This window comes from Desulfovibrio piger ATCC 29098 (assembly GCF_000156375.1).
GTDB classification, from domain to species: Bacteria; Desulfobacterota; Desulfovibrionia; order Desulfovibrionales; family Desulfovibrionaceae; genus Desulfovibrio; species Desulfovibrio piger.
In genome coordinates, this window is record NZ_DS996360.1 from 192,820 (window position 1) to 214,784 (window position 21,965).

21 protein-coding genes are annotated in these 21,965 nt (G+C 64.7%); 3 read left to right on the plus strand and 18 right to left on the minus strand.

Annotated elements, in window-relative coordinates; all coding sequences use genetic code 11:
- The first annotated feature begins 212 nt into the window (after positions 1-212).
- The gene (gene leuB / locus DESPIG_RS11570; RefSeq protein WP_006008921.1) at positions 213-1,286 is read left to right on the plus strand and encodes a 3-isopropylmalate dehydrogenase; all 1,074 of its coding nucleotides are present in this window, start codon (positions 213-215) and stop codon (positions 1,284-1,286) included.
- 439 nt (positions 1,287-1,725) lie between these two features.
- Here the strand turns inward: leuB and DESPIG_RS11575 are convergent, their stop codons facing one another.
- The 6 genes from DESPIG_RS11575 to DESPIG_RS11600 all read right to left on the minus strand — a co-directional run bounded on the left by DESPIG_RS11575 (position 1,726) and on the right by DESPIG_RS11600 (position 10,094).
- A complete protein-coding gene (locus tag DESPIG_RS11575; RefSeq protein WP_006008924.1) occupies positions 1,726-2,619 on the minus strand; it encodes a DMT family transporter in 894 nt (297 codons plus the stop codon).
- Positions 2,620-2,773: 154 nt separating this feature from the next.
- Complete coding sequence (locus DESPIG_RS11580; protein ID WP_211204919.1) at positions 2,774-3,376, minus strand: septal ring lytic transglycosylase RlpA family protein; 603 nt, start codon at positions 3,374-3,376, stop codon at positions 2,774-2,776.
- 629 nt (positions 3,377-4,005) lie between these two features.
- On the minus strand, positions 4,006-7,005 hold the full coding sequence (locus DESPIG_RS11585) for a phosphoribosylformylglycinamidine synthase subunit PurS (RefSeq protein ID WP_006008931.1): 3,000 nt from the start codon (positions 7,003-7,005) through the stop codon (positions 4,006-4,008).
- Between the two features lie 52 nt (positions 7,006-7,057).
- Positions 7,058-8,023: a polyprenyl synthetase family protein gene (locus tag DESPIG_RS11590; RefSeq protein ID WP_006008933.1), complete on the minus strand. Its 966-nt coding sequence runs from the start codon at positions 8,021-8,023 to the stop codon at positions 7,058-7,060.
- 14 nt (positions 8,024-8,037) lie between these two features.
- Complete coding sequence (gene mqnB / locus DESPIG_RS11595; protein ID WP_006008935.1) at positions 8,038-8,775, minus strand: futalosine hydrolase; 738 nt, start codon at positions 8,773-8,775, stop codon at positions 8,038-8,040.
- A gap of 5 nt (positions 8,776-8,780) precedes the next feature.
- On the minus strand, positions 8,781-10,094 hold the full coding sequence (locus DESPIG_RS11600; protein WP_050760336.1) for a nucleotide sugar dehydrogenase: 1,314 nt from the start codon (positions 10,092-10,094) through the stop codon (positions 8,781-8,783).
- Between the two features lie 45 nt (positions 10,095-10,139).
- Between DESPIG_RS11600 and DESPIG_RS11605 the strand changes: the two genes are divergently transcribed.
- A complete protein-coding gene (locus DESPIG_RS11605; protein WP_040370049.1) occupies positions 10,140-10,340 on the plus strand; it encodes a DUF2065 family protein in 201 nt (66 codons plus the stop codon).
- Positions 10,341-10,468: 128 nt separating this feature from the next.
- Here the strand turns inward: DESPIG_RS11605 and DESPIG_RS11610 are convergent, their stop codons facing one another.
- The 6 genes from DESPIG_RS11610 to DESPIG_RS11630 form a co-directional block, all read right to left on the minus strand.
- Entirely contained in the window at positions 10,469-11,140 is a 672-nt protein-coding gene (locus DESPIG_RS11610) for a ubiquinone/menaquinone biosynthesis methyltransferase (RefSeq protein WP_006008940.1), read from the minus strand.
- 34 nt (positions 11,141-11,174) lie between these two features.
- Positions 11,175-11,348, minus strand: a complete 174-nt coding sequence (locus DESPIG_RS14135; RefSeq protein WP_006008942.1) for a hypothetical protein — start codon at positions 11,346-11,348, stop codon at positions 11,175-11,177.
- 254 nt (positions 11,349-11,602) lie between these two features.
- Positions 11,603-12,562, minus strand: coding sequence for a hypothetical protein (locus DESPIG_RS11615; RefSeq protein WP_006008944.1), 960 nt, complete (start codon positions 12,560-12,562; stop codon positions 11,603-11,605).
- 140 nt (positions 12,563-12,702) lie between these two features.
- Entirely contained in the window at positions 12,703-13,110 is a 408-nt protein-coding gene (locus DESPIG_RS11620) for a cytochrome c3 family protein (protein ID WP_006008946.1), read from the minus strand.
- Between the two features lie 217 nt (positions 13,111-13,327).
- Positions 13,328-13,981 (minus strand): DapH/DapD/GlmU-related protein, encoded by a 654-nt coding sequence (locus tag DESPIG_RS12980; protein WP_169304828.1) that lies wholly within the window; start codon positions 13,979-13,981, stop codon positions 13,328-13,330.
- Positions 13,974-15,182 carry a cobalt-precorrin 5A hydrolase gene (locus DESPIG_RS11630; protein ID WP_006008949.1) on the minus strand — a complete coding sequence of 403 codons (1,209 nt, stop codon included), beginning with the start codon at positions 15,180-15,182 and terminating at the stop codon, positions 13,974-13,976. Before DESPIG_RS11630 ends, DESPIG_RS12980 begins: the two co-directional genes overlap by 8 nt.
- A gap of 411 nt (positions 15,183-15,593) precedes the next feature.
- Between DESPIG_RS11630 and DESPIG_RS13905 the strand changes: the two genes are divergently transcribed.
- Positions 15,594-15,896, plus strand: a complete 303-nt coding sequence (locus DESPIG_RS13905; protein ID WP_006008954.1) for a hypothetical protein — start codon at positions 15,594-15,596, stop codon at positions 15,894-15,896.
- On the opposite strand, the gene hemL is transcribed toward DESPIG_RS13905, so the two are convergent.
- The 6 genes from hemL to rplI all read right to left on the minus strand — a co-directional run bounded on the left by hemL (position 15,893) and on the right by rplI (position 21,956).
- Entirely contained in the window at positions 15,893-17,164 is a 1,272-nt protein-coding gene (gene hemL / locus DESPIG_RS11635; protein WP_006008956.1) for a glutamate-1-semialdehyde 2,1-aminomutase, read from the minus strand. The two genes, DESPIG_RS13905 and hemL, sit on opposite strands and share 4 nt — an antisense overlap.
- A 13-nt stretch (positions 17,165-17,177) precedes the next feature.
- Positions 17,178-17,654: a siroheme decarboxylase subunit beta gene (gene ahbB / locus DESPIG_RS11640; protein ID WP_006008957.1), complete on the minus strand. Its 477-nt coding sequence runs from the start codon at positions 17,652-17,654 to the stop codon at positions 17,178-17,180.
- An 87-nt stretch (positions 17,655-17,741) separates the two neighbouring features.
- Entirely contained in the window at positions 17,742-18,296 is a 555-nt protein-coding gene (locus DESPIG_RS11645; protein WP_006008959.1) for a hypothetical protein, read from the minus strand.
- A 219-nt stretch (positions 18,297-18,515) separates the two neighbouring features.
- The gene (locus tag DESPIG_RS11650) at positions 18,516-18,782 is read right to left on the minus strand and encodes an RNA recognition motif domain-containing protein (protein ID WP_006008963.1); all 267 of its coding nucleotides are present in this window, start codon (positions 18,780-18,782) and stop codon (positions 18,516-18,518) included.
- 768 nt (positions 18,783-19,550) lie between these two features.
- Positions 19,551-21,017, minus strand: coding sequence for a replicative DNA helicase (gene dnaB, locus DESPIG_RS11655; protein WP_081446888.1), 1,467 nt, complete (start codon positions 21,015-21,017; stop codon positions 19,551-19,553).
- A gap of 429 nt (positions 21,018-21,446) precedes the next feature.
- Positions 21,447-21,956 (minus strand): 50S ribosomal protein L9, encoded by a 510-nt coding sequence (gene rplI, locus DESPIG_RS11660; protein ID WP_006008970.1) that lies wholly within the window; start codon positions 21,954-21,956, stop codon positions 21,447-21,449.
- Positions 21,957-21,965 lie beyond the last annotated feature (9 nt).

A 21,965-nucleotide genomic window follows, 5' to 3' on the forward strand; every position in this document is an offset into this window, starting at 1 on the left:
TCCTCCCGAAAACTTTTGTTCCGGTCGATGGCGGGGCAGGGCGGGACGATGGTCGTGCCCTGAGTATCCGTCCCCCGGGAGTGGGGAGACCGTGCCGGGGAAGCCGGACGAAAGCGGGGGCTGCGGAAAACGTGCCCTCCATGGCTTTTCGCGGGAGCAATGACAGTTTTTGACACAAGCGCAGTGCTGCGGCGCTGCATGAGGATACCAAGATGAAAAAGACCATTTGTCTGTTGCCGGGTGACGGCATCGGTCCCGAGATCGTGGCCCAGGGCGTGGCCGTCCTGGAAGCTGTGGCCAAGAAGTTCGGCCACGAATTCGACTTCGTGCCCGCTCTCATCGGCGGTGCGGCCATCGACGCCACCGGTGAGCCCCTGCCCGCCGCCACGGTGGAAGCCTGCCAGAAGGCCGACGCCGTGTATCTGGGCGCCGTGGGCGGCCCCAAGTGGGACAACATCGAGCCTGCCCGCCGTCCTGAAAAGGGCCTGCTGGGCATCCGCAAGGCCCTGGGCCTGTTCGCCAACCTGCGTCCCGCCCTGCTGCTGCCCGAACTGGCCGGTGCCTGCCTGCTGCGTTCCGACATCGCGGCCCGCGGCCTGGACCTCATCGTGGTGCGCGAGCTGACCGGTGACATCTACTTCGGTGAGCCCCGCGCCATCGAAGAGCGCAACGGCCTGCGCGTGGGCTACAACACCATGATCTACGACGAGAATGAGATCCGCCGCATCGCCAAGGTGGCCTTTGAGACCGCCCGCCAGCGCCGCAAGAAGGTCTGCTCCGTGGAAAAGAGCAACGTGCTGGAGACCTCCCGCCTCTGGAAGGCCGTGGTGCAGGAAGTGCACGCCGATTACCCCGACGTGGAACTGAGCCACATGTATGTGGACAACGCCGCCATGCAGCTGGTGCGCGATCCTTCGCAGTTCGACGTCATCCTCACCGGCAACATCTTCGGTGACATCCTCTCCGACGAGGCTTCCGTCATCACCGGTTCGCTGGGCATGCTGCCTTCCGCCTCCATGGGCGCCCAGGCTCCGGCCCTGTTCGAGCCCATCCACGGCTCCGCGCCCGACATCGCCGGTCAGGACAAGGCCAATCCTCTGGCCACCATCCTGTCCGCTGGCATGATGCTGCGCCTGGCCTTCGGCCTGTCCGAAGAAGCCGACGCCGTGGAGAATGCCGTGCGCCAGACCCTGCGTGACGGCTTCCGTACCGGCGACATCATGGAAGACGGCTGCACCCTGGTGGGCTGCGCCGAGATGGGCCGTCTGGTGGCCGAACGTCTGTAGTCTCCGTCTGTTTTTCCGGAATGGAGCGGAGCTGCCCTGCGGGGCGGCTCCGCTTTTGTTTTTGGGGAAGGGGAAATTCTTTTGCTGCGCGCCGTAAAAGGCAACACCCTGCCGGAGATGATGGCAGGAGACAGGCCTCTGGTCACGGCAGCCGCCGATGGCAGGAAGGGAAGCGGCACGGAAGGTGGCCGGATGTCAGCTGCAGGCGTCGTGCGCCCGTGAGCAGGCGCATGCGGCACGGCATGCCCCGGATGGGGATAGCGGGGAAAGATCAGGGCAGTGCAGGTTGCAGAAAGGCCTGCCCGGGAGACGGTCAGCAGAAGGCGCTCTTGTGTCCTGTGAGGAGCGTTACTGTCCCGGAAAACGTTTGTGTAGGGGGACGGGGAGTTCGAGGGGGAGAGGATTTTCTCCGAAGGGATGTTCCTCTCCCCCATATCTTCTAGCCGTGTTTTCTTTTTTGCAGCCAGGCCTGGATCTGCGGCCCGGTCATGACCAGGACCACGGCGGCGCAGATGACGGCCACACCGCTGAAGACGGCGAAGGTGGCGGGCTCATCGAAGACGAGGATGCCCACGGTGACGGCGGTGAGCGGTTCGCCCACGCCCAGGATGGAGGCCAGGGTGGAGCCGATGCGCTGGATGGCCAGGATCAGGGTCAGGTTGGAGATGACCGCGGTGATGATGGCCAGCAGCAGGCTCAGGGCCAGCTGTTCCCAGGAGCCGAGGATCTCGAAGGTCCCGGAGATCAGGGCATTGACGAGGGAAACGCCGGTGCCGAAGAACAGCACCCAGAAGGTGATGCTCAGGCCGGAGATGCTGTGGATGCGGGCCACATGCAGGCCCGAGATGTAGACGGCATTGCACAGGGCCGAAGCCAGCAGGAGGGCCACGCCCAGCGGGTCCAGACTGCCGCCGTCATCACCGCCGCCGCTGCCCAGCAGGGCCACGCCGAGGATGGCCAGCAGTACGGAGCTGGCCGTGATGATGGAGAATTTTTCATGGAAGAAAATGGTCATGATGAGCATGACCATCAGCGGATACAGGAATTGCAGCGTCGCCGTGACGCCGCCCGACAGGTAGAGCAGGCCCCAGATCATGAGCAGGGCGGCCAGGGCGTAGAGCACGCTGAACAGAGCCAGCAGGCCGAGGTCACGCGCGGGCGCGGCAAGGCGTTCCTGGCGCAGGACAAGGATGAGCCCCAGGCTTACCGAGGCGAAGAGGAAACGGTAAAAAAGGACACAGTCCGCGGACAGGCCGCTGTGCAGCAGAGGCAGGCTGAACAGCGGGATGAGGCCGAAAGCGGCGGAGGAAATGAGGGCAAGCACAAAACCCATGACAGCTCTCCATGACGATGGATTTGCGGTTTTCCAAACAGCTCACGATTTTCGACATTGCCCCAAAAAAAGCGGGAATACAAGAGAGTTGGGGCAGGCCGAAGGCCAAAAAAAAGGGCGCTCGGGGCGCCCGGGAAAAGGGAGCGGCAGAGCGCTAGTTGTCGGCGTCGTCCAGAACGACTTCGGCCTCGGGGTGGCCCTGGCGCAGCGCTTCATGCATGGCGGCCGCGTCGGCAAAGGCGAAGAAGGGGCCCACCTGGTCATCCTTGTAACGCACGAAATAGGCCTGTCCGTTCTGCAGGGGGGTGCCGCTGGGGTCGCTGACCACTTCCAGATCCACCTTGCCCACGCCGCGATCGTTCATGTTGATCTGCTGGGCGGCAGCATAGGAAAGGTCGATGATGCGGCCACGCACATAGGGGCCGCGGTCGGTCACACAGACCATGACGCTTTTGCCGTTGCTCTTGTCGGTGACGCGCACCACGGTGCCGATGGGCAGGGTGCGGTGGGCAGCCGTGAAGGTGTACATGTCGTAGCCTTCACCGCTGGCGGTCTTCTTGTTGTGGAAGTCGGCCCCGTACCAGGAGGCCATGCCGGTCATGAAGGCATCGGCGTTGCTCTGGGCACGCTTGAGCCAGACATCACGGCTGGAGGAAGCAGTCTTTGCATCGCCGGCGTGGGCGGCGGACATGGGGGAGGCCAGCAGCAGACAGGCCAGCAGCAGCGCCAGCATCCCCATGGAAGAATGTGAGGTCATAGAAACTCCTTGGTTGAAGCAGGTACGCAGCGTGGTTGTCCACGCGGCGCAGGTCGTCGGACGACCCACCCCGTCAAGGCTGCACAACGGGGATCGCCTGAAACGCCAAACAAAAAGATTGAGGCATAATGCCTGAAAAAAAGCTCTGTGTCAAACTGTGGAAATTTTGCAAGAGAAAGTCTGGAAATTTTCCTGTCCAAGATGAGTAATTAACAGTTGATATGCAGTTTGCTTTATACTTTATATCGAATGTTATTTTTTGATATATAAAGTTTGTTTTTGAGAATATAAAGTCGATATGCAGTAAGAAGTTTCTGCAATTTGTCTGTATATTGTGAAAGGGGACAAGAAGCCCCTCCACGGGCTTTCAGGGGGGGCTGAATTGCATGTTTCGCTTTGAGGAGCACCCGGAAGGGAGGTGCGGAAGGAGGCCCGAAAGGACAGACCGGGCCGGGGCTGATCCGGTCCGGTGGAGGCTCTTTTCCGCTCCTGCTCTCCCTGTGCCCATAGCGGGGCGGGGAGCTTCTCCGTCCTGCCGGGCAGGAAGCCCCCGGTCCGTCACGGGGACAGGCCATAAAAAAAGGGCGCCCCTTGCGGGGCGCCCCTGATGTTCGCGGCAGGACCGGGACTTACCAGTCCAGGGTGCGCTTGAAGGCGGTGGTCAGGTCGTCCACGCTTTCCTGCAGGACGGTGACGCCGCCACGGGTCATGGTCAGGGTGTTGTCGTCGGTGACGGTACCGATGCGGCGGCAGATCTGCCAGCTGCCCAGCATGTCGAGGATCATGGCCAGGTCGGGGCGCACGCTGACGATGAGGCGGCTGGCCGATTCGCTGTACAGCAGTTCGGTCAGGGTCATGTCTTCCATGGCGGGCACGGCGTCCAGGTCGATGTTGGCGCCCAGGCGGCCGCCGATGCACATTTCGGCCAGGGCCACGGCCAGACCGCCGTCGGAGCAGTCATGGCAGGCGGACAGGGCGCGCTGGCCCATGAGGCCGTGCACGGCGCGGTAGCGCGGCATGGCGGTGGCGGCGTCCACATTGGGCACGCGGCCGCCGGTGAGGCCCAGTTCGGAGCAGGCTTCGCTGCCGGCCATTTCACGCCAGGTACCGCCCAGCATGTAGATGTGGTGGCCGGCGGCCTTGAAGTCCGAGGTCTGGGTGGCGATGACGTTGTTGATGACGCCCATCACCGAGAACAGCACCGTGGGCGGGATGGAGATCTTTTCGCCGCCGCCGGTGTAGTCGTTCTTCATGGAGTCCTTGCCGGAGATGCAGGGCACGCCGAAAGCCAGGGAGAACTGCTGCAGGGCCTTGCAGGCGCGCACCAGCTGGGCCAGCTTGTAGCGGCCATCGGGGGTCTTTTCGCTCTGGACGGGGTCGCACCAGCAGAAGTTGTCCACACCGGCCAGGGCATCGGGGTTACCGCCCACGGCCACGGCGTTACGGATGGCTTCGTCCATGGCGTTGGCCATCATCCAGTAGGTGTCGTAGTCGCTGAACTTGGGGCAGATGCCGTGGGAGATGACCAGACCGGCATCGGATTCCAGCAGCGGGCGGATGACGCCGGCGTCGGAAGGACCATCGTTCTTGACGCCGCACAGGGGCTTGATGGCGCTGCCGCCGCGCACTTCGTGGTCGTACTGGCGGATGATGTATTCCTTGGAGCAGATGTTCAGGCGGTTCAGCATGCGGCGCAGGAAGGCGCCCTGTTCGCTGTCGGGCATGTCCACGCGGATGTCTTCCACCTTGGGGGCTTCCCACACGGCTTCCAGTTCCAGCTGGGGCACGCCGTCATGCATGAATTCCATGGGCAGGGAGGCCACGGGACGGTCGTTGTAGCGCACGTCGAAGAAGCCGCTGTCGGTGTAGTGGCCCAGGGCGGTGGCTTCCACGTCCATGCGGGCGGCCAGTTCCATGAACTCGTCCAGCTTGGCGGGCGGCACGGCCAGAGTCATGCGTTCCTGGGCCTCGGAGAGCAGGATCTCCCAGGGGCGCAGGCCGTCGTACTTGAGGGGGGCCTTGGCGATGTCCAGCACGCAGCCGCCGGTGTCTTCGGCCATTTCGCCCACGGAGGAGGAAAGACCGCCGGCGCCGTTGTCGGTGATGGCGTTGTACAGGCCCAGGTCACGGGCGCGCATGATGAAGTCGTACATCTTGCGCTGGGTGATGGGGTCGCCGATCTGCACGGCCGTGGCCGGGGAACCTTCGTGCAGTTCCTCGGAGGAGAAGGTGGCGCCGTGGATGCCGTCCTTGCCGATGCGGCCGCCGGTCATGACGATGATGTCGCCCACTTCGGCCTTCTTTTCCCAGCCCTTGCGGCCGTTGACGTCGGTGGGGATCACACCCACGGTGCCGCAGTAGACCAGGGGCTTGCCCAGGTAGCGTTCATCGAAGACCAGGGAGCCGTTGACGGTGGGGATGCCGGACTTGTTGCCGCCGTGTTCCACACCTTCGCGCACGCCTTCCAGCACGCGGCGGGGATGCAGCAGGCGCGGAGGCAGTTCCTTGTCATAGAAGGGGGAGGCGAAGCAGAACACGTCGGTGTTGCAGACCAGTTCCGCACCCATGCCGGTGCCCATGGGGTCACGGTTGACGCCCACGATACCGGTGAGGGCGCCGCCGTAGGGGTCCAGAGCGGAGGGGCTGTTGTGGGTCTCCACCTTGATGCAGGCGTCGTAGCCGTTGATGAAGGCGATGACGCCGGCGTTGTCCTTGAACACGGACTTGCAGTAGTCGTCGTCGCCCAGGCGCTTGCGGATGGCGGCCGTGGCGTCACGGATGCAGGTCTTGTAAAGGTTGTTGACCTCTTCGCACTGGCCGGTCTCCTTGTTCTCGTAATGGATGCGGGAGGCGAAGATCTTGTGCTTGCAGTGTTCGGACCAGGTCTGGGCCAGCACTTCCATTTCCACGTCGGTGGGGTCGGCGGGCAGGCCGGCGGCCTTGCGGCGGGCCTGTTCATCGGGGGTGGCGAACTGGTCACGGATGCAGTGCAGCTCGCGCAGGGTCAGGGCCCAGGTGTTGTCGCGGCTGGCTTTCTGCAGGGCCTCGTCGTCCATGCTGGACAGGGGCACCACGTCCACGGTGTCGTTGGATTCGCCGGTGACCTTGGCGGCCTGGGCCTCGAAGCCGGGCTGGGCCTGCCATTCTTCGGCGCTCTTGACGCGGAAGCGCTGGATCAGGGTGTTGCAGAGCAGGTCGCGGGCCAGGGCCTCCACTTCTTCACGATTGAGCATGCGGTCGGGCGTGCAGGTGATGCGGTACTGCACCGAGGTGTAGACGCGCAGGCTGTCACGGGCGATGCCCAGCACCATGGCGGCGGTGTCGCGGGCGGTGCGGCCTTCGTTGTCGGTGACGCCGGGGCGGTAGCCCACTTCCACGATCCAGTGGGGGGCGGGTTCCACGAAGGGCAGCGGCTCCAGCGAGGCCTGCTGCAGGATGGGGTCGTGCCAGATGCCTTCGTCCACCAGACGGTTCACCTGGGCGGCATCCAGACCGTCCACGGTGTAGACTTTGATCTGACGGATGGCGGCAACGGGGATCTGCAGCGCCTTGAGCAGATGCAGCGCCGTCTTGCGGCCCTGGGTATCGGTAATGTTGGCATGAAGCCCGGTTTCCACACGATAGAGCATACGGTCCTCGCTTTGGCGGCGGGAATCCCGCCGGTTCTCCGTAATAAGGCGATTATTTTTTGCGGTCGCGAACGTAGTCGGCCATTTGTTGCAGGATGTCCTGTTCCGGTCCCGAGGGCAGGCTGGCCAGGGCCGCGCGGGCCTTGTCCAGATAGCCTTCGGCAGCCATGCGCGTGGCCTGGTCGAAACCGGCCGCACGGATGCTGTCGGCGATGCGCTCGGCGTCGCCGTCGGTGAAGGAAGCGTCATTGAAGGCCTGGTCGAAGGCCGCGCGGGCGGCGTCGTCCAGGCTGTCGCGGTACATGCGCAGGGGCGGGGTCAGTTTGCCCTCGCGCACGTCGCCGCCCGAAGGTTTGCCCGTGACGCTCTGGGGGGCGAAGTCCAGGGCGTCGTCCACGATCTGGAAGGCCATGCCGATGTTTTCGCCATAGGCGGCGGCGGCTTCCACCAGGGCCTCGTCGGCACCGGCGCGCAGGGCGCCCAGCTGGCACGAGGCCCGGATCAGCCAGGCCGTCTTGCCGCGGATGATCTCTTCGTATTCCTCGGCGGTGGTCTCCACCTGATGCTGGGCCGCGATCTCCAGGATCTCGCCGGCGGCGGTGCGGCTGGTGGCCTCGGAGAAGCAGAGGCACAGGCGCGGATCGCCGCACTGGGCCACCAGGGCATTGGCGTGGGCCAGCATGGCATCGCCGGCCAGGATGGTGCTGGTGGCGTTGAAAATGGTATGGGCGGCGGGTTTGCCGCGCCGGGTGTCGGCATTGTCCAGCACGTCGTCATGCAGCAGCGTGGCGGCATGGAGCATCTCCATGGTGACGGCCAGATCGTAGATGTCTTTTTTGTCATAGCCCAGCAGGCGGGCCATGAGGATGGTCAGCAGGGGGCGCAGGCGTTTGCCGCCCGCTTCGAAAATGTGGCGGGCGATGGGGCGCACGGGATGGGGCAGGCCCTCGGCGGCCCGGGAAAGAGCCTTGTTGATGGGGGGCAGTTCCAGTGCCAGACGGGCTTTCAGAAGCAGCATAGCGACATCTCGGTTTATGGTGCGGGGCGCCAGATATCCGCCAGACGGCGCATGGCTCCCGGAAAATCCGTTTCATGCGGTGCGCGCGGCCCCACCCGGTTGGAAACGCTGCGTACCTCCACACAGGCGATGCCCTGGCGGGCGCAGGCCAGCGCCACGGCAAAACCTTCCATATTTTCCAGCAGGGCCCCGGGATGGGCCTGCCGGAGCTGTTCCACGCGCTGCCGGGACGCGCTGACGCCCGCCACGCTCAGGGACGTGGCCGCGGGCAGGGTGCGCAGTCCGTGCAGGCAGGCGGGCAGCTGTGCGGGAGCGGCCAGGGGCAGGCGGTCGAAGACCGGCCCGTGCGGCCCTTCCCACTGGGGAAAACCGAACGACGGGCCGTCCACAGCCGTCCCGTCGTGCAGGCCGTATTCCGGCCAGATCTCTTCCTCCACCCGCCAGAGCGAACGGAGGGGAGCCTCTTGCAGGTCCATGCTGCCGGCCACGCCCACGTTGAGCACCAGCGAGACCGCATGTCCGGCCTGCCGGGCCCCGGCCAGTGCCAGCCCCATGCCGAGGGCGGCGTTGACGGGCCCCACGCCGGTGATGCAGGCCAGGGCCGGAAAGCCCAGGTGCAGGGGCAGCGGTACCTGCTCCGGCAGACCGGTCCGTGCCGCCGGGCCGCATGCCGTCCCGGGGACGGGCCCCAGGGCCTGTTCCGGCAGGGCGGACAGCAGTTCGCGGGCGGTGGCGGCACAGACCAGCAGCACGGCGCTTACAGTCTCCAGTAGTCGATGCCCGCGGCACGCATGGCCTGCGGGTCGAAGAAGCCCTTCACGTCCATGAGCACGGCCTTGTCGCCGTCCTTGCAGCGGGCCTTGATGTCTTCGGGCGTCAGGGCGGCATAGGCCTTGTGGCTCACGGCCAGCAGCACGGCATCCAGGTCGCGCAGCTGGTCCAGATCAACCAGCTCCTGTCCGTATTCGTGCATGGCTTCGGCCGGATCGGCCTCGGCGTCATGCACCAGCGGGACGACGTTGTATTCCTTGAGTTCGCGGATCACGTCCACCACGCGGGTGTTGCGCAGGTCGGGCACGTTCTCCTTGAAAGTGAAGCCCAGGATGCCCACGCGCGCGCCGCTGACCACGTTGCCGTTCTTGATAAGGCGCTTGACCAGGCATTCGGCCACGTATTTGCCCATGTTGTCGTTGGTGCGGCGCCCGGCCAGGATGACTTCGGGGTGGAAGCCCATCTCCTCGGCCTTGAAGGTCAGGTAGTAGGGATCCACGCCGATGCAGTGGCCGCCCACCAGGCCGGGACGGAAGGGCAGGAAATTCCATTTGGTACCGGCGGCTTCCAGCACTTCGAGGGTGTCGATGCCCAGGCGCTCGAAGATGATGGCCAGTTCGTTCATGAGCGCGATGTTCAGGTCGCGCTGGGTGTTCTCGATGACCTTGGCGGCCTCGGCCACCTTGATGCTGGAGGCGCGGTGGATGCCCGCCTTGACCACGGAGCCGTAGACCTGGGCCAGCAGGTCGGCCGTGGCCTGGTCGGAACCGGAGACGATCTTCTTGATGGTCTCCAGGGTGTGGACCTTGTCACCGGGGTTGATGCGCTCCGGCGAGTAGCCCACGGTGAAGTCCGTACCGTAGGTGAGGCCCGATTCCTGCTCCAGGATGGGCACGCAGATCTCTTCGGTAAGGCCGGGGTAGACCGTGGACTCATAGATCACCACGCAGCCCTTGGGCATGTGACGGCCCACGGTGTGGCTGGCGCCCACCACGGGGGTGAGGTCGGGGGAGCGGTGTTCGTCGATGGGGGTGGGCACGGCCACGATGATCACGGCGGCCCGGGCCAGATCGGCGGGGTCGCAGGTATATTCGATCGTGGCGGCGGCCAGGGCTTCGTCGGTCACTTCGTTGGTGCGGTCATGGCCTTTGCGCAGCTCTTCGATGCGTCCGGCGTTGATGTCGAAACCGAGCACGTTCATGTGGCGGGAGAAGGCCACGGCCAGGGGCAGGCCCACATAGCCCAGGCCCACCACGGCCAGGGTCTGTTCACGATTCTGCAGGGCAGCGAAATCCACCATCGTTTTATCCTTTACAAAAATGCCTGTTTCCGCCATGTGAAAGACATGACTTTTGACTGGAAACCATTTCTTGCGGCATTGGGTTTGGCCATCCTTCTGGAGGGCCTGGTCTGGGCTCTGGCTCCCGACGCCATGCGACGGGCCGTGATCCTCATCGCGCAGATGCCCAAAAGCTCCATACGGGTCCTCGGGCTGGCGGCGCTGGCTCTGGGGCTCTTCCTCGTTTGGCTGGCCCGCAGCGCCTGAGCCTTGCAGCTTTTTCCGTATGCATGACGGCGTCCCTTGGGGCGCCGTTTTTTTGTGCCGGAGGATGGCGCCGGGACGTCCCGCCGCGGGCGGGGAAAAGCCGGCGCTATCGCGGCGCGTTCGCCCGGCTAGCGGGCCTTTTCGCCCACATGCAGGCAGACGATGCCCGACGTGAGCTTGATATGCCAGGCCCGCGCGAAACCGGCATCGGTCATTTCCTTTTCCAGGGCCGGGGCCGTGGGGAAATTGCGGATGGTCTCGGCCAGGTACTCATAGGCGCCCGGATCGCGGGAGACCATCTTGCCGATACGCGGCAGGATCCTGTCCAGATAAAAATTGTACAGACCGCCCCAGATGCGTTCGCTGCCGGAGCCGAACTCCAGGATGCAGGCACGCCCGCCGGGGGTGAGCACGCGCAGCATCTCGGCAAAGGCCTCGGAGCGCGGCTTGATGTTGCGGATGCCGAAGGCCATGGTCACGCAGTCCACCGAGGCGTCGGGCAGGGGCAGCTTTTTGGCGTCGGCGGCCACGGGCATGATGGCCCGGGCGTTGTCGCCCTTGAGCTTGTGCAGGCCGCGCTGGAGCATGGGCGGGCAAAAGTCCATGGCGGGCACCTGCACATGCGGGTACTTGCGGCGGATGGCCAGCGAGACGTCCAGGGTGCCGGCGGCCAGGTCGAGCACGCGGTTGGTGCTGCCCACGCGTACGTTCTTGGCCAGCACATGGCGCCAGTAATAGTCGATGCCCAGGCTCAGCGTGTGGTTGAGCAGGTCGTAGAAGCCGGCGATGCGGCCGAACATGCCGGAGACGGCGGCGTCATGCTGGGGACGGGGATCAGTCACGTCCGGCCTCCCTGGGCGCGTTGCCCTGGCGGATGGCTTCGCAGACCACGCGGTACACGGCGGGAAAGACCTCGGCGAAGTTGCCCGGCGAAACCGTGCGCGTCTCGATGAATTTGGCGGTCAGCTCTTTGGCGACCTGAAGGGCTTCCTTGCTGTCTTTGTCCATACCTGGCCTCGTGGCATACAAAATGAAAAACCCGTCCACTGGGGAATGGCCTTGACCCACAACGGGAAAACGCCGGACGGGTAAAGGAACGGAAACGGCGGCCCCCGCCCCTTTTGTTTTTGATTCGGGCCTGTACAGGGATGATGCCTGCAAAAGGCCGTCCGTCAGCATATGCGCTAACGGTGCGCTTGGCAAGTCGATGCCCCCGCGGGGACGGGGGCGGAAAAGGCCGTGCGCGCAGGGGAAAAGGCCGCTCAGGCCTGGTCCGCCATCAGGCGCCGGATCTCTTCATGCAGGATCCGCGCCGCAGCGGCGGCGGCCGCCTTTTCCACGTATTTGTCAAAATCCGTCATCAGGTCGCCAAGCTGGTGTTCCAGGGCTTCCACCCGCTGCGCCAGCACCTGCCGCTCTTCTTCAAGGCGGGCCATGTGTTCGTTGTCCGCAGCGGCCGGAGTTTCTTCGGGAGCCGCCGGGGCGTCCTGCTGCCGGAGCAGGGTCTGCACCTGTTCTTCCAGATGGGTGAGGCGTTCCACGGTCTCCATGAGCAGGGTGCCGTCACTGTGGCTGCCCCCGGTCTGGCCTTCCAGACCATCGAGGCGTTGCAGCATCTCCTGGCGTTCGCCTTCCAGCGCGGAAAGGCGCTCCATGCTTTCCATGAGCAGGACACTGTTGGGCGCTCCGGCCATGCTGCCGGTGGCGGTCTCTTCCGCCGTGGCGGGCAGGGCCTGTACCTGCTCTTCCAGACGGGTGAGACGTTCCACGGTCTCCATGAGCAGGGTGGCGTCGCCGTGGCCGTTCCCGGTCTGGCTCTCCAGGGCAGTCAGGCGTCGGTCGAGCTGGCGGCAGCTCTCTTCCAGGCTGCTGATGCGCTCTAGGCTTTCCGGCAGCAGGGGGCTTTCGGTGCCGGTCTGCGCCGCCAGAGCGGCCAGATGCAGGCCCGTATCGCCGATCACGGCCGCGGAGGCATCCAGCTGGGCTTCCCAGTCCCGGGCGGGGGGCACGGCCCCGGCGGCGGGCGCGGGGGAGGGCTCGGGCCCGTGATCCTGGACAGGCAGCAGGAGCAGGTCGTCAGAGGCCGGGGCAGCCTGTGCCGGGGCCTCGTCGGGCAGGGGGAGGGGCTCAGGCGTTTTGGGGCTGTTTTTCGGCAGGTCGGGACCTTTTTCGATAAGGTCCGTCAGTTCGATGATCTCGTTGTGCTCGGCAGATGCGGCCATGGGCGCCTCTCATGCAGGATGGTTGGTGATCCGGTTCCTCAACGGCTTGCCCTGCATAGCAGCTCATGCTCCAAAAGGCAAACCGCCAAAAAGAAAAGCCGCGGTTTCCCGCGGCTTGCAGTGCGAAAAAGGATGACGGTCTACGGATGGCACTTGGACTTGGCACAGCCGGTGAGGTCCTTCTTCAGGTCAGGCTTTTCGGCCACGACCTTGACGTGACAGGACAGGCAGCTCTGATGCTTCAGGGGAGCATCGGCCTTTTCCTTGGCGTGCATCACATAGTACAGGCTGTTGGTCCCCTTCTTGTCCTTCAGGTTGTCATGACAGCCGGCAGTGGCGCACTTGGCATAGCTTTCCTTGCCGTCCACAGGGTGGTGGCAGATGACGCATTCCACGGTCTTGTGGGTGGAGTGGTTGAAGGTCACCGGCTTCTTGGGATTGGAACCTTGCAGGACGAGACCGTCAGCCGGGACAGGGGGCTGGGCCGCGATGGCGGGCACGGACAGGGCCAGAGCCAGGACACCGGCAGACAACAGGGCGAACTTCATGACAACCTCCTCACAGGCTAGTCGAACCTTGGGACGCGCGGAACGGCTCCGGGACGTCACAGACAGATAACAAAGCAATACGCCGGGTTGCAGAATGTGTCAACGTGGATGGCGGAAAATCCGCACGGTCTTCGGCCAGGGGAAAACGGCGTAAACATGCTTGTCTGCCGTGGAAAGGAAATATGATTTCATGAAATTTTTCTTGAAAATCGGAAGATTATATGCTGCCGTCCTGTCCCCCTCCCGTACCGTACAGCGGCAGGGTCCGGGATGTGAGGTGGACACCGTCCGGCACAAAAATATTTTTTTCCAGCCGCAGGCCCGCATCCACGCGCACGTCACGTCCCAGATGGGCCCCTTCTTCCACCATGACGCCCGCACCCAGGTGCGTGTCTTCTCCCAGATGGACATGATCCCCCAGACGGCAGGCTGCCTCCAGGCAGGCTCCGGCCCGCAGCACACAGCCCATGCCGGTGCGACACTCCGCTGCCAGTGAGGCACCGGCAAAAATGAGGCTCCCGGCGCCCACGAAGACACCCCGTTCCATGCGGACGTCAGGATGCACGGCACTGACCAGGGAAAAGCCCAGTTCCCGCAGGGCGTCGTGCAACAGGCGGCGCAGTTTGGCGGCCTGCTTGTGCGGGGCCGTGACCACGGCCCGGGAGAATTCCCGGTGCAGGCGGGCCAGATCGGCGTCCCGGCCCAGCGGAGGCACGCCCGCCTCTGCCACGAAGTCACAACGCGGACCGTGGATGACGCCCGCAGGGACCAGCCCGGCGGCCAGCAGCAACGGTACGGACGCGGCGCACAGGCTCCCGCCGCCCACCAGCAGGACGGCGTCCCGCCCCTGGTCCTTCACCATCTCAGTCATCATTCCTCCGAAGGCCCCTGTCCGACAGGGCCACGGCCAGGGTAAGCTGGCCGGCCACCTTGGCTTTTTCCACCAGCAGACGGGCGACAGGAGCACCCGTGCCGTCTGCCTGCTGTCCGTTTCCTGTTCCCGCCAGGGGACCGTCCTTCAGCCTGCCCTGGCTGACAGGCAACGTCCCTTCATCACCCGGCGTCGTCGCCCCCGTTGTCCCCAGCTGTCGGGCCGCCAGCAGGCAGGCTGCCTCACAAACGCTGAAGGGCGTGCAGCCGAAGCGTTCTCCTGCCGCCGTGGACGGGTGGGGCGTGGTCACGGCGGCCAGCTCCGCCGCATCGAAGGTCAGCAGGGGCAGGCCCAGACGCCGGGAAAGTTCCTGCAAAGCCGGTTCCTGGGCTTTTTCCGTCACGGTCGCCAGAGCTGCCAGGGCTTGGGGCTCCAGCCCGTGACGCAGCAGCAGGCCTTCCACGGCTGTGGCCACCAGTGGCGCAGGGATGCCCTTGCGGCAGCCCAGACCCAGTACCAGCGAGGGCAGGGCCACCCGCAGGCGGCCTTGCCGTGCGGGCAGGCGTTGCCAGTGCACGCAGAGAGCGGGCCCCTCCTGTTCCGGCAGATCTTCCTGCCGCAGGAAGGCGCCCCCTTCTCCGTCCGCCACGGCGCCGCAGGGGTCCCACAGCGGCAACGGCCGTCCTTCCAGCCAGCAGGCCTGGGCCGGGGGGAGCTGGTCCCAGTCCAGGATGCGCAGGCCCGCTGCCCGGAGGAACAGATCCAGCGCCGGGCGCTCGCCGCAATCCGTGGCTGTGGTGATGACCGGCACGGCATCCAGCAGGGCGGCCACATGACGGCACAGGCTGTTGCCGCCGCCCCAGTGTCCGGCCAGCAGGCTGATGACGAAACGTCCGTCGGGCGAGATGACCAGGACGGGCGCGTCCGTGCTCTTGTGTTCCAGCAGGGGGGCCATGGCCCGCACGGCGATGCCCGTCGCGCCCACGAAGATCTGGGGAAAGCCCGCGGCCTGTCGGGCCGCATCCTTGATGGCGGCAAATGGCCGGCAGTCTTTCGGGGCAAAACGCTGCGGTGCGGACAAGCGGCATTCCGACAGCGTCTCGCCTGCGGGGCTGCGCCACGGCGTTGCGGCCAGCGCTTCCCGCAGGCGTCGGGCCAGCGGCAAGGCCGCACCGCTCAGGACATGACAGATACAATGCATGGGGATTCCGGTTCGGGTCGTAGGGAGACGTAGGGGGAGATGAGGGGCGAGGGGGAAGGGGAGCCCTTTTGGAAAAGGGCTCCCCTTCCCCCTCGCGCTCCCCCATCCCCGCCGAAAACGTTTACTCAGGTCGGTATGGCACGTCCCCGCCGCCGGGCGCAAGGCCTGCTATCCTCCCTGGCCGGGCAAGGAGCGGGAAAGGGCAGGCGGCGAAAACGCCGCAGCCAGTGCGGTATCTGTTTCAGGTAACAGAGCACGGCTGGCAGTGCGGAGGGCCGGAGATCCTCAAAAGAAAAAACGGAAGGCTGATAGAAGAGGGCTTTTGCCTGCCATGCAGCGCCACCCAAAAGCAGCCGTTGGAGAAACAGGCCGAAGGCGGGTCTGGTCCGTTACATCAGCGAGCTGCAAAAGATGGTGGAGGATGTGCTGGCCGGTTTTTCCAGCAAGAAAGACATGCGGAAAAGGCAGGAAGAGCGCGTCATACCGGACGGCATGGACCTGATGAAAAGGCTTTCCCTTTCCTTCGTAAAAAACAGCCGTCCAAAAACCGGGAGACAGGCATCAGGGAAAAGGCCCGGGTGCCGGACAGGCCGTCAGGGACCTGATGGAAAGGTTTTGGAAAGGAGAGGGGGCATGGGGGAGAGGGAGAACCTTTTCGCCGAAAAGGTTTCCCTCTCCCCCTCGCTTAATCTTCAAACTTCAATGGCAGCCTAGAAGCTGACCTTGCGGGCGGCGTCCAGGGCCTTGTTGAAGTCGTCGTCGGTGTGGGCGAAGGAGACCATGCCGGTCTCGAAGCCCGAGGGCGCCAGGAAGATGCCCTGCTGGCGCATCTGCTTGTAGAAGGTGGTGAACAGCTGCTGGTCGCACTGCTTGGCGGTGGCGAAGTCCACTACTTCCTGCTCGCTGAAATAGGGGCAGAACATGGAAGCGATGGTGGGCACCTGGATGGGCACGCCCTTGGCGCTGAGGATGGCGCGCAGTTCGCCGGCAAAGGCGGACACGCGGCGTTCCAGGGCGTCGTAGTCCATCTGGCGCAGCTGGCGCAGGGTGGCCAGACCGGCGGCCATGGCCAGCGGGTTGCCGGAAAGGGTACCGGCCTGATAGACGGCGCCGCGCGGGGCCACGTTTTCCATGTACTGGCGCTTGCCGCCAAAGGCGCCCACGGGCAGACCGCCGCCGATGATCTTGCCGAAGGTGGTCAGGTCGGGATCGATGCCGAAGCGGGCCTGGGCGCCGCCGAAGGAGGCGCGGAAGCCGGTGATGACTTCGTCGAAGATGAGCAGGGCGCCGTACTGGCGGGTGATCTCGCGCAGGCCTTCGAGGAAGCCGGGCTTGGGCAGGACGAGGCCCATATTGGCGGCCACGGGCTCGACGATGATGGCGGCGATGCCTTCGCCATGCTGGCGGAAGATCTCGCGCACGGCCTCAAGGTCGTTGTAGGGGGCCAGCAGGGTGTCGGCCACCACGGCGGCGGGCACGCCGGGGGTGCCGGGGATGGAGAAGGTGGCAAGGCCGGAACCGGCGGCAGCCAGGAAGGGGTCGGCATGGCCGTGGTAGCAGCCCACGAACTTGAGCACCTTGTCACGGCCGGTGACGCCGCGGGCCAGGCGCAGGGCGCTCATGGTGGCTTCGGTACCGGAGTTGACCATGCGCACCATTTCCAGGCTGGGCATGTCGGCCACCACTTCTTCGGCCAGGGTGACTTCGTCGGGGCAGGGCGCGCCGTAGCTGGTGCCGCGACCGGCGGCCTCACGCACGGCGGCGGTGACGGCGGGGTGGTCGTGGCCCAGGATCATGGGGCCCCAGGAGAGGATGAAGTCGATGTACTCGCGGCCGTCCACGTCGATGATGTGGCTGCCGTGGGCTTCGGCGATGAAGAGGGGCAGGCTGTCCACGTTGTGGCAGGCGCGCACGGGGCTGTTGACCCCGCCGGGGATGAGCTGGCAGGCTTTGTCAAAAAGCGCGCGGGATTTGTCGTCCATTGGCGTCAGGCTCCTAAAAATAGGTCATGGAGATTTTTTTGAGCTCTTTCAAGCTCTTGAGGATGGCGTACTCACGCAGGGGCGTGGTGGCGATCAGTTCCTGCGCCACGTCGAGGCATTCCTGTTCGCTGCGGCCGTGCACCATGGTGTACAGCTCGTAGGGCCAGTCGGGGGCGGCGCTGGGACGGTAGTAGACATGGGAGATGTGGCTGTGGCGGGCGGCGATGGCGCCGCATTCTTCCACCAGCTCGGGGGCCACTTTCCAGCCCACCATGGCATTGTGGTTCCAGCCGGTCTTCTGGTGTTTGATGCTGGCCCCGAAGCGGCGGATGGCACCGCTTTGCTTGAGACGGGAGAGCAGGTCGAGGACCTCCTCTTCCGTGCAGCCCACGGTGCGGGCGATGTCGGCATACGGGGTCAGGGAGTCGGGCAGGTCGGCCTGCACGATACGCAGGATGGCACGTTCTGTTTCGGTGAATTGCTGGGCCATGGATTCCTCACAGGACGCAAAACGCCGCGCCTGTGAAAGCGCGGCGGATGCGCCCGAAAAGGCCCGGCAGCCTGGGCTGCTCGCGGCTTAACGGTTGAAGGAGCGGGCGAAGAGATCCTGGATGGCGTCGCGGCCGTTGTCTTCCAGGAAGCGGGTGCCCGTAGCGGCAAAGTGGGCATGCTCGATGACGGGCTTTTCCACCGGGGTCCAGACTTCCTTGTCCCAGGTGAACCAGCCGTTCTTGGGCTGGTCGAACACCAGCAGGGGCTTATTGCAGATCTTGGCGAATTCGGCACCCCAGCCGGTACCGCCCTTGACGGTGTTGTCGGGCTGGATGGCACCGATGACGATGACCTGGTTGCCGCTGCTGACCTGCCAGCAGATGGACTGCAGCACTTTGCGGAAGATGGGGGCGCGGGTGTATTCGCGGTTCATGAGCTTGGAGACGTAGGTCAGGCTCACGTCCTTGAGCGCCAGCTCTTCGGAGGTAAGCACGCGCACGCCGCGCTTGCGCTCGATCTGATGACCTTCAAAGCTGTAGTTGACTTCTTCGATGCCCCAGCCTTCGGCCAGAGCGCCGAAAAACTGTTCGGTCCCGGCAGCGCCGCCGCTGTAGAGAACACACTGTTTGGGATTGAGCATGCAAGCCTCCTCATTAAGATTGCTTCGTGCGGTACTCCCGGCACGTCTTTCACATCATGGCAGAATTTGCCGCGCTCGGCAAGGCGGGGGGAGCTTGGCCCGCGCCCTGTGCGGCGGGAGAGTATGCTGTTTTTTCTGCTGTCCGTCACGGTCCTTTGCCAATAAAAAAAGCCCCGGAAGCGATGCACCCGGGGCGTTTCTTATGTCCGCGGGAATTCCCTAGTAGCGGGGAGGACGCGGGGCGCGGGGTTTGGCTTCGTTGACGCGAAGGGTGCGACCACCAAAGCTGTAGTTATCCAGAGCTTCGATGGCAGCCTGAGCTTCACCGTCTTCCATTTCCACGAAGCCGAAGCCACGGGCACGGCCGGTTTCCCTGTCGCTGACCAGTTTCACCGACAGAACTTTGCCGTATTCGGCAAAAAGATCCTGTACCTGTTCTTCAGTAGCGGCCCAGGGGAGGTTCCCAACATAGATGGACTTGGACATGAAAAAACACCCTCTCGAAAGTGACAGACACGCCGCATGTGATCCCCAAAACGGCTTGAAGACCTGCGGCAATTGAAAAAACAGAAACATGCTTTGCGGGGCTTGTCAACGCAGACTGGCGGAAAAAGTCCGTTATTTCTTGATTTTTTCGGTTTTTTGCCCCTGTTTTGAGGGGCCTTTCGGGGGGCGAACAGGCTGAATTATCAGGCAAAGAAGAGGGTAATAGGGCGGTGTTCGCGTTTTTTTTCACAAAATCATTTTTCTTTGCACAAAGGTGCCGGGATGGCTGGAAAAATGCTGGTTGAGCGCACAATCTTTTGCCTTTGGAGAGCCGGGAGGGAGGCGCCGCCCCGGGGAGGCCCGGACAGGAGAAAACGGATGGGGATGAACGGCGACAGGGCAGGAGCAGGACGCAGGAAAGGCGCATAAAGCATGGAGGGACAGTACGGGGAGGAGGCAGGCAAGAGCCGGAGGCTATGATGGGATTTTGTCCGGAATGCGCTCCTCTGTGTCCTTTTCAGGGCGGGTGGCGGTAGAGGCGGGGAATGGAGGCTACCGGAACGGGAGGACGTTGCACAGACGGCCCGGGAAGGAGCATAGGGGGCCCGGAGACATCCCTCCCGGGGCGGAGTCGCCGGGCAGGATGGAGCGGGGCCTTCGCACGGGGCAGACCTTCCGCATGGGCTCGCAGGCCGCACCCGCCAGTGACGCAAAGAGCCCCGCGGGCATCGGCAGCGATGCGGGCGGGGCTCTTCGATCCGTGATCCGTTATTGCGGCGTTTCCGAAGGGGCCCAGTCGGGGGCCAGGTCTTCGAAGGCCGTATAGGGCGACATGTAGAGCAGCTCGGCCACGCCCACGGGACCGTTGCGCTGCTTGCCGATGATGATCTCGGCGATGCCCTGCACCGGCCGGTCGGCGGGCTTGGTGAACTTGTACACGTCGTCGCGGTAGACGAACATGATGACGTCGGCGTCCTGCTCGATGGCGCCCGATTCACGCAGGTCCGAGAGCATGGGGCGCTTGTCGCCGCGTTCTTCCACTTTTCGGTTGAGCTGCGAAAGGGCCACCACGGGCACGTTCATTTCCTTGGCCAGGCCCTTGAGGGAGCGGGAGATGTCCGAGATCTCCAGTTCGCGCGAGTCGGTGCGGCGGCTGGTGCGCATGAGCTGGAGGTAGTCCACGATGACCAGGCCCAGGCCTTTTTCGGCCTTGAGGCGACGGGCACGGGCGCGCAGCTCCAGGGTGGTCAGGGCCGGGGTGTCGTCGATGTAGATGGGCGCGCGCGAGATGACGTCGGCCGCGGTGTAAAGGTTGCTCCAGTCCGCGTCGGTGAGCAGGGCCGGGCGGCGCAGCTTGGACATGTCCACCTTGCCCCACACGGCCAGCATGCGCTGCATGAGCTGTTCCTTGCTCATTTCCAGCGAGAACACGGCCACGGGCACGCCCTGGCGGATGGCGGCATTGAGGCCCATGCAGAGCGAGAAGGCCGTCTTGCCCATACTGGGACGGGCGGCCACGATGATGAGGTCCGAGGGCTGGAGCCCGGCGGTGAGCTTGTCCAGGCGCGTGTAGCCGGTGGTGACGCCGGTGATGACGTCGCGGGAGTCGGCCAGCTTGGACAGGTTCTCGAACACGCTGTCCACCAGTTCGCGGGCGCCGGTGAAGTCGCGGCCCGTGGTGCGCTGGGAGATGGCGAACACGGCCTGTTCGGACTCGTCCAGCAGGCTGCCCACCTCGCGCGAGGCGTCGTAACAGTTGCTGATGATGGACGAGCAGGCATTGATGAGGCCGCGCTGCAGGGATTTGTCGCGCACGATGGTGGCGTAATATTCGGCATTGGCGCCGGAGACCACGGCCTGGGCCAGGTCGGCCAGATAGACGGCCCCGCCGGCCTCCTCAAGGGCATTGTTGCTCTTGAGCTGCTCGGCGGTGGAGATGAGGTCGATGGGCGCGCTTTTGCGGTACAGGTCCAGGAAGGCCCGGAAGATGGTGGCATGGGCCGGCAGATAGAAGTCCGTGTCCGCGATGAGGTCCACGATGACGTGCATGAGCTGGGGCCGCATGAGGATGCCGCCCAGCACGGCCTGTTCGGCTTCGGGGCTGTGGGGCGGCACGCGCCGCAGCAGATCGTTCTCCGCGGTGCGGGCGCGGTCGTTGGCCTCGCTGGTGCGGGGCGCGCCGGACTGGCGGGGGGACGGGGAAGAGGCGGAGCCGAAAGGTTCGTTGCTGGCCATGATGATCTCGCGGGTTCGGGATGAGTTTTGTTGCCTGAAAGGCATACGGGTTGCGCTGGTGCCTGTCAATGCGGTGGCCGGGTCTTGGAAGCGCAGGGCACCGTGCCTGTTCTGTCCGGTGCGGCGAGGGGGGCAGGAGCTTCCACGCAGGCGAACAGGGCCTTGCGGACGACAGGTGAGCAGGAAAAGCACGGGGCCGGTGGCGTCCCCAGCCGGCAGGAAGAAATGCAGGCAGAGGCTCCCTGTCGGGACCGCCTGGGTGGAAGAAATTGTGCAGGCGCACGGGCCTTGTCCTGGGACGGGAACAGGGCGGGACCGGAAGGCGATGCGCATGACGCGCCGCCATGTCTGGAAACGGCAGGCATGAAAAAAGCCCCGCTCGATGAGCGGGGCTTCGATCAGCATTGGGCCGGAAGGCCGACGCCTGCCTTATTCGGCTTCGGCGGCGGGAGCTTCAGCTTCGGCTTCGGGCTGGGCTTCTTCTTCCACCACGGGATGGTCGGAAACGACCTTCACCGGCACGGTGGCCACGATGCTGGCGTGCAGGCGCACGCGCACGGGATGATCACCCAGGGTACGGATGGGGGCGTCCATGAGGATGCGACGGCGGTCCACATCCACGCCCAGAGCGGCCAGGGCATCGCCGATGATGCTGCTGGTCACGGAGCCGTACAGCTTGTCGTTGTCGCCCACGTGCATGGGGATGACGACTTCCAGGGCTTCCAGCTTGGCGCACAGGGCCTGGGCGTCAGCGCGCAGGGCATCCATGCGTTCCTGGAGCTTCTTGCGTTCCAGTTCAAAGGCCTTCATGTTGGCTTCGGAAGCCACCATGGCCAGGCCCTGGGGCAGCAGGAAGTTACGGCCGTAGCCGGGCTTCACGGTGACGACGTCGCCAAGGTTGCCGAGATTTTCCACGTCGGCGCGGAGTATCAGTTTCATGTGCGCCTC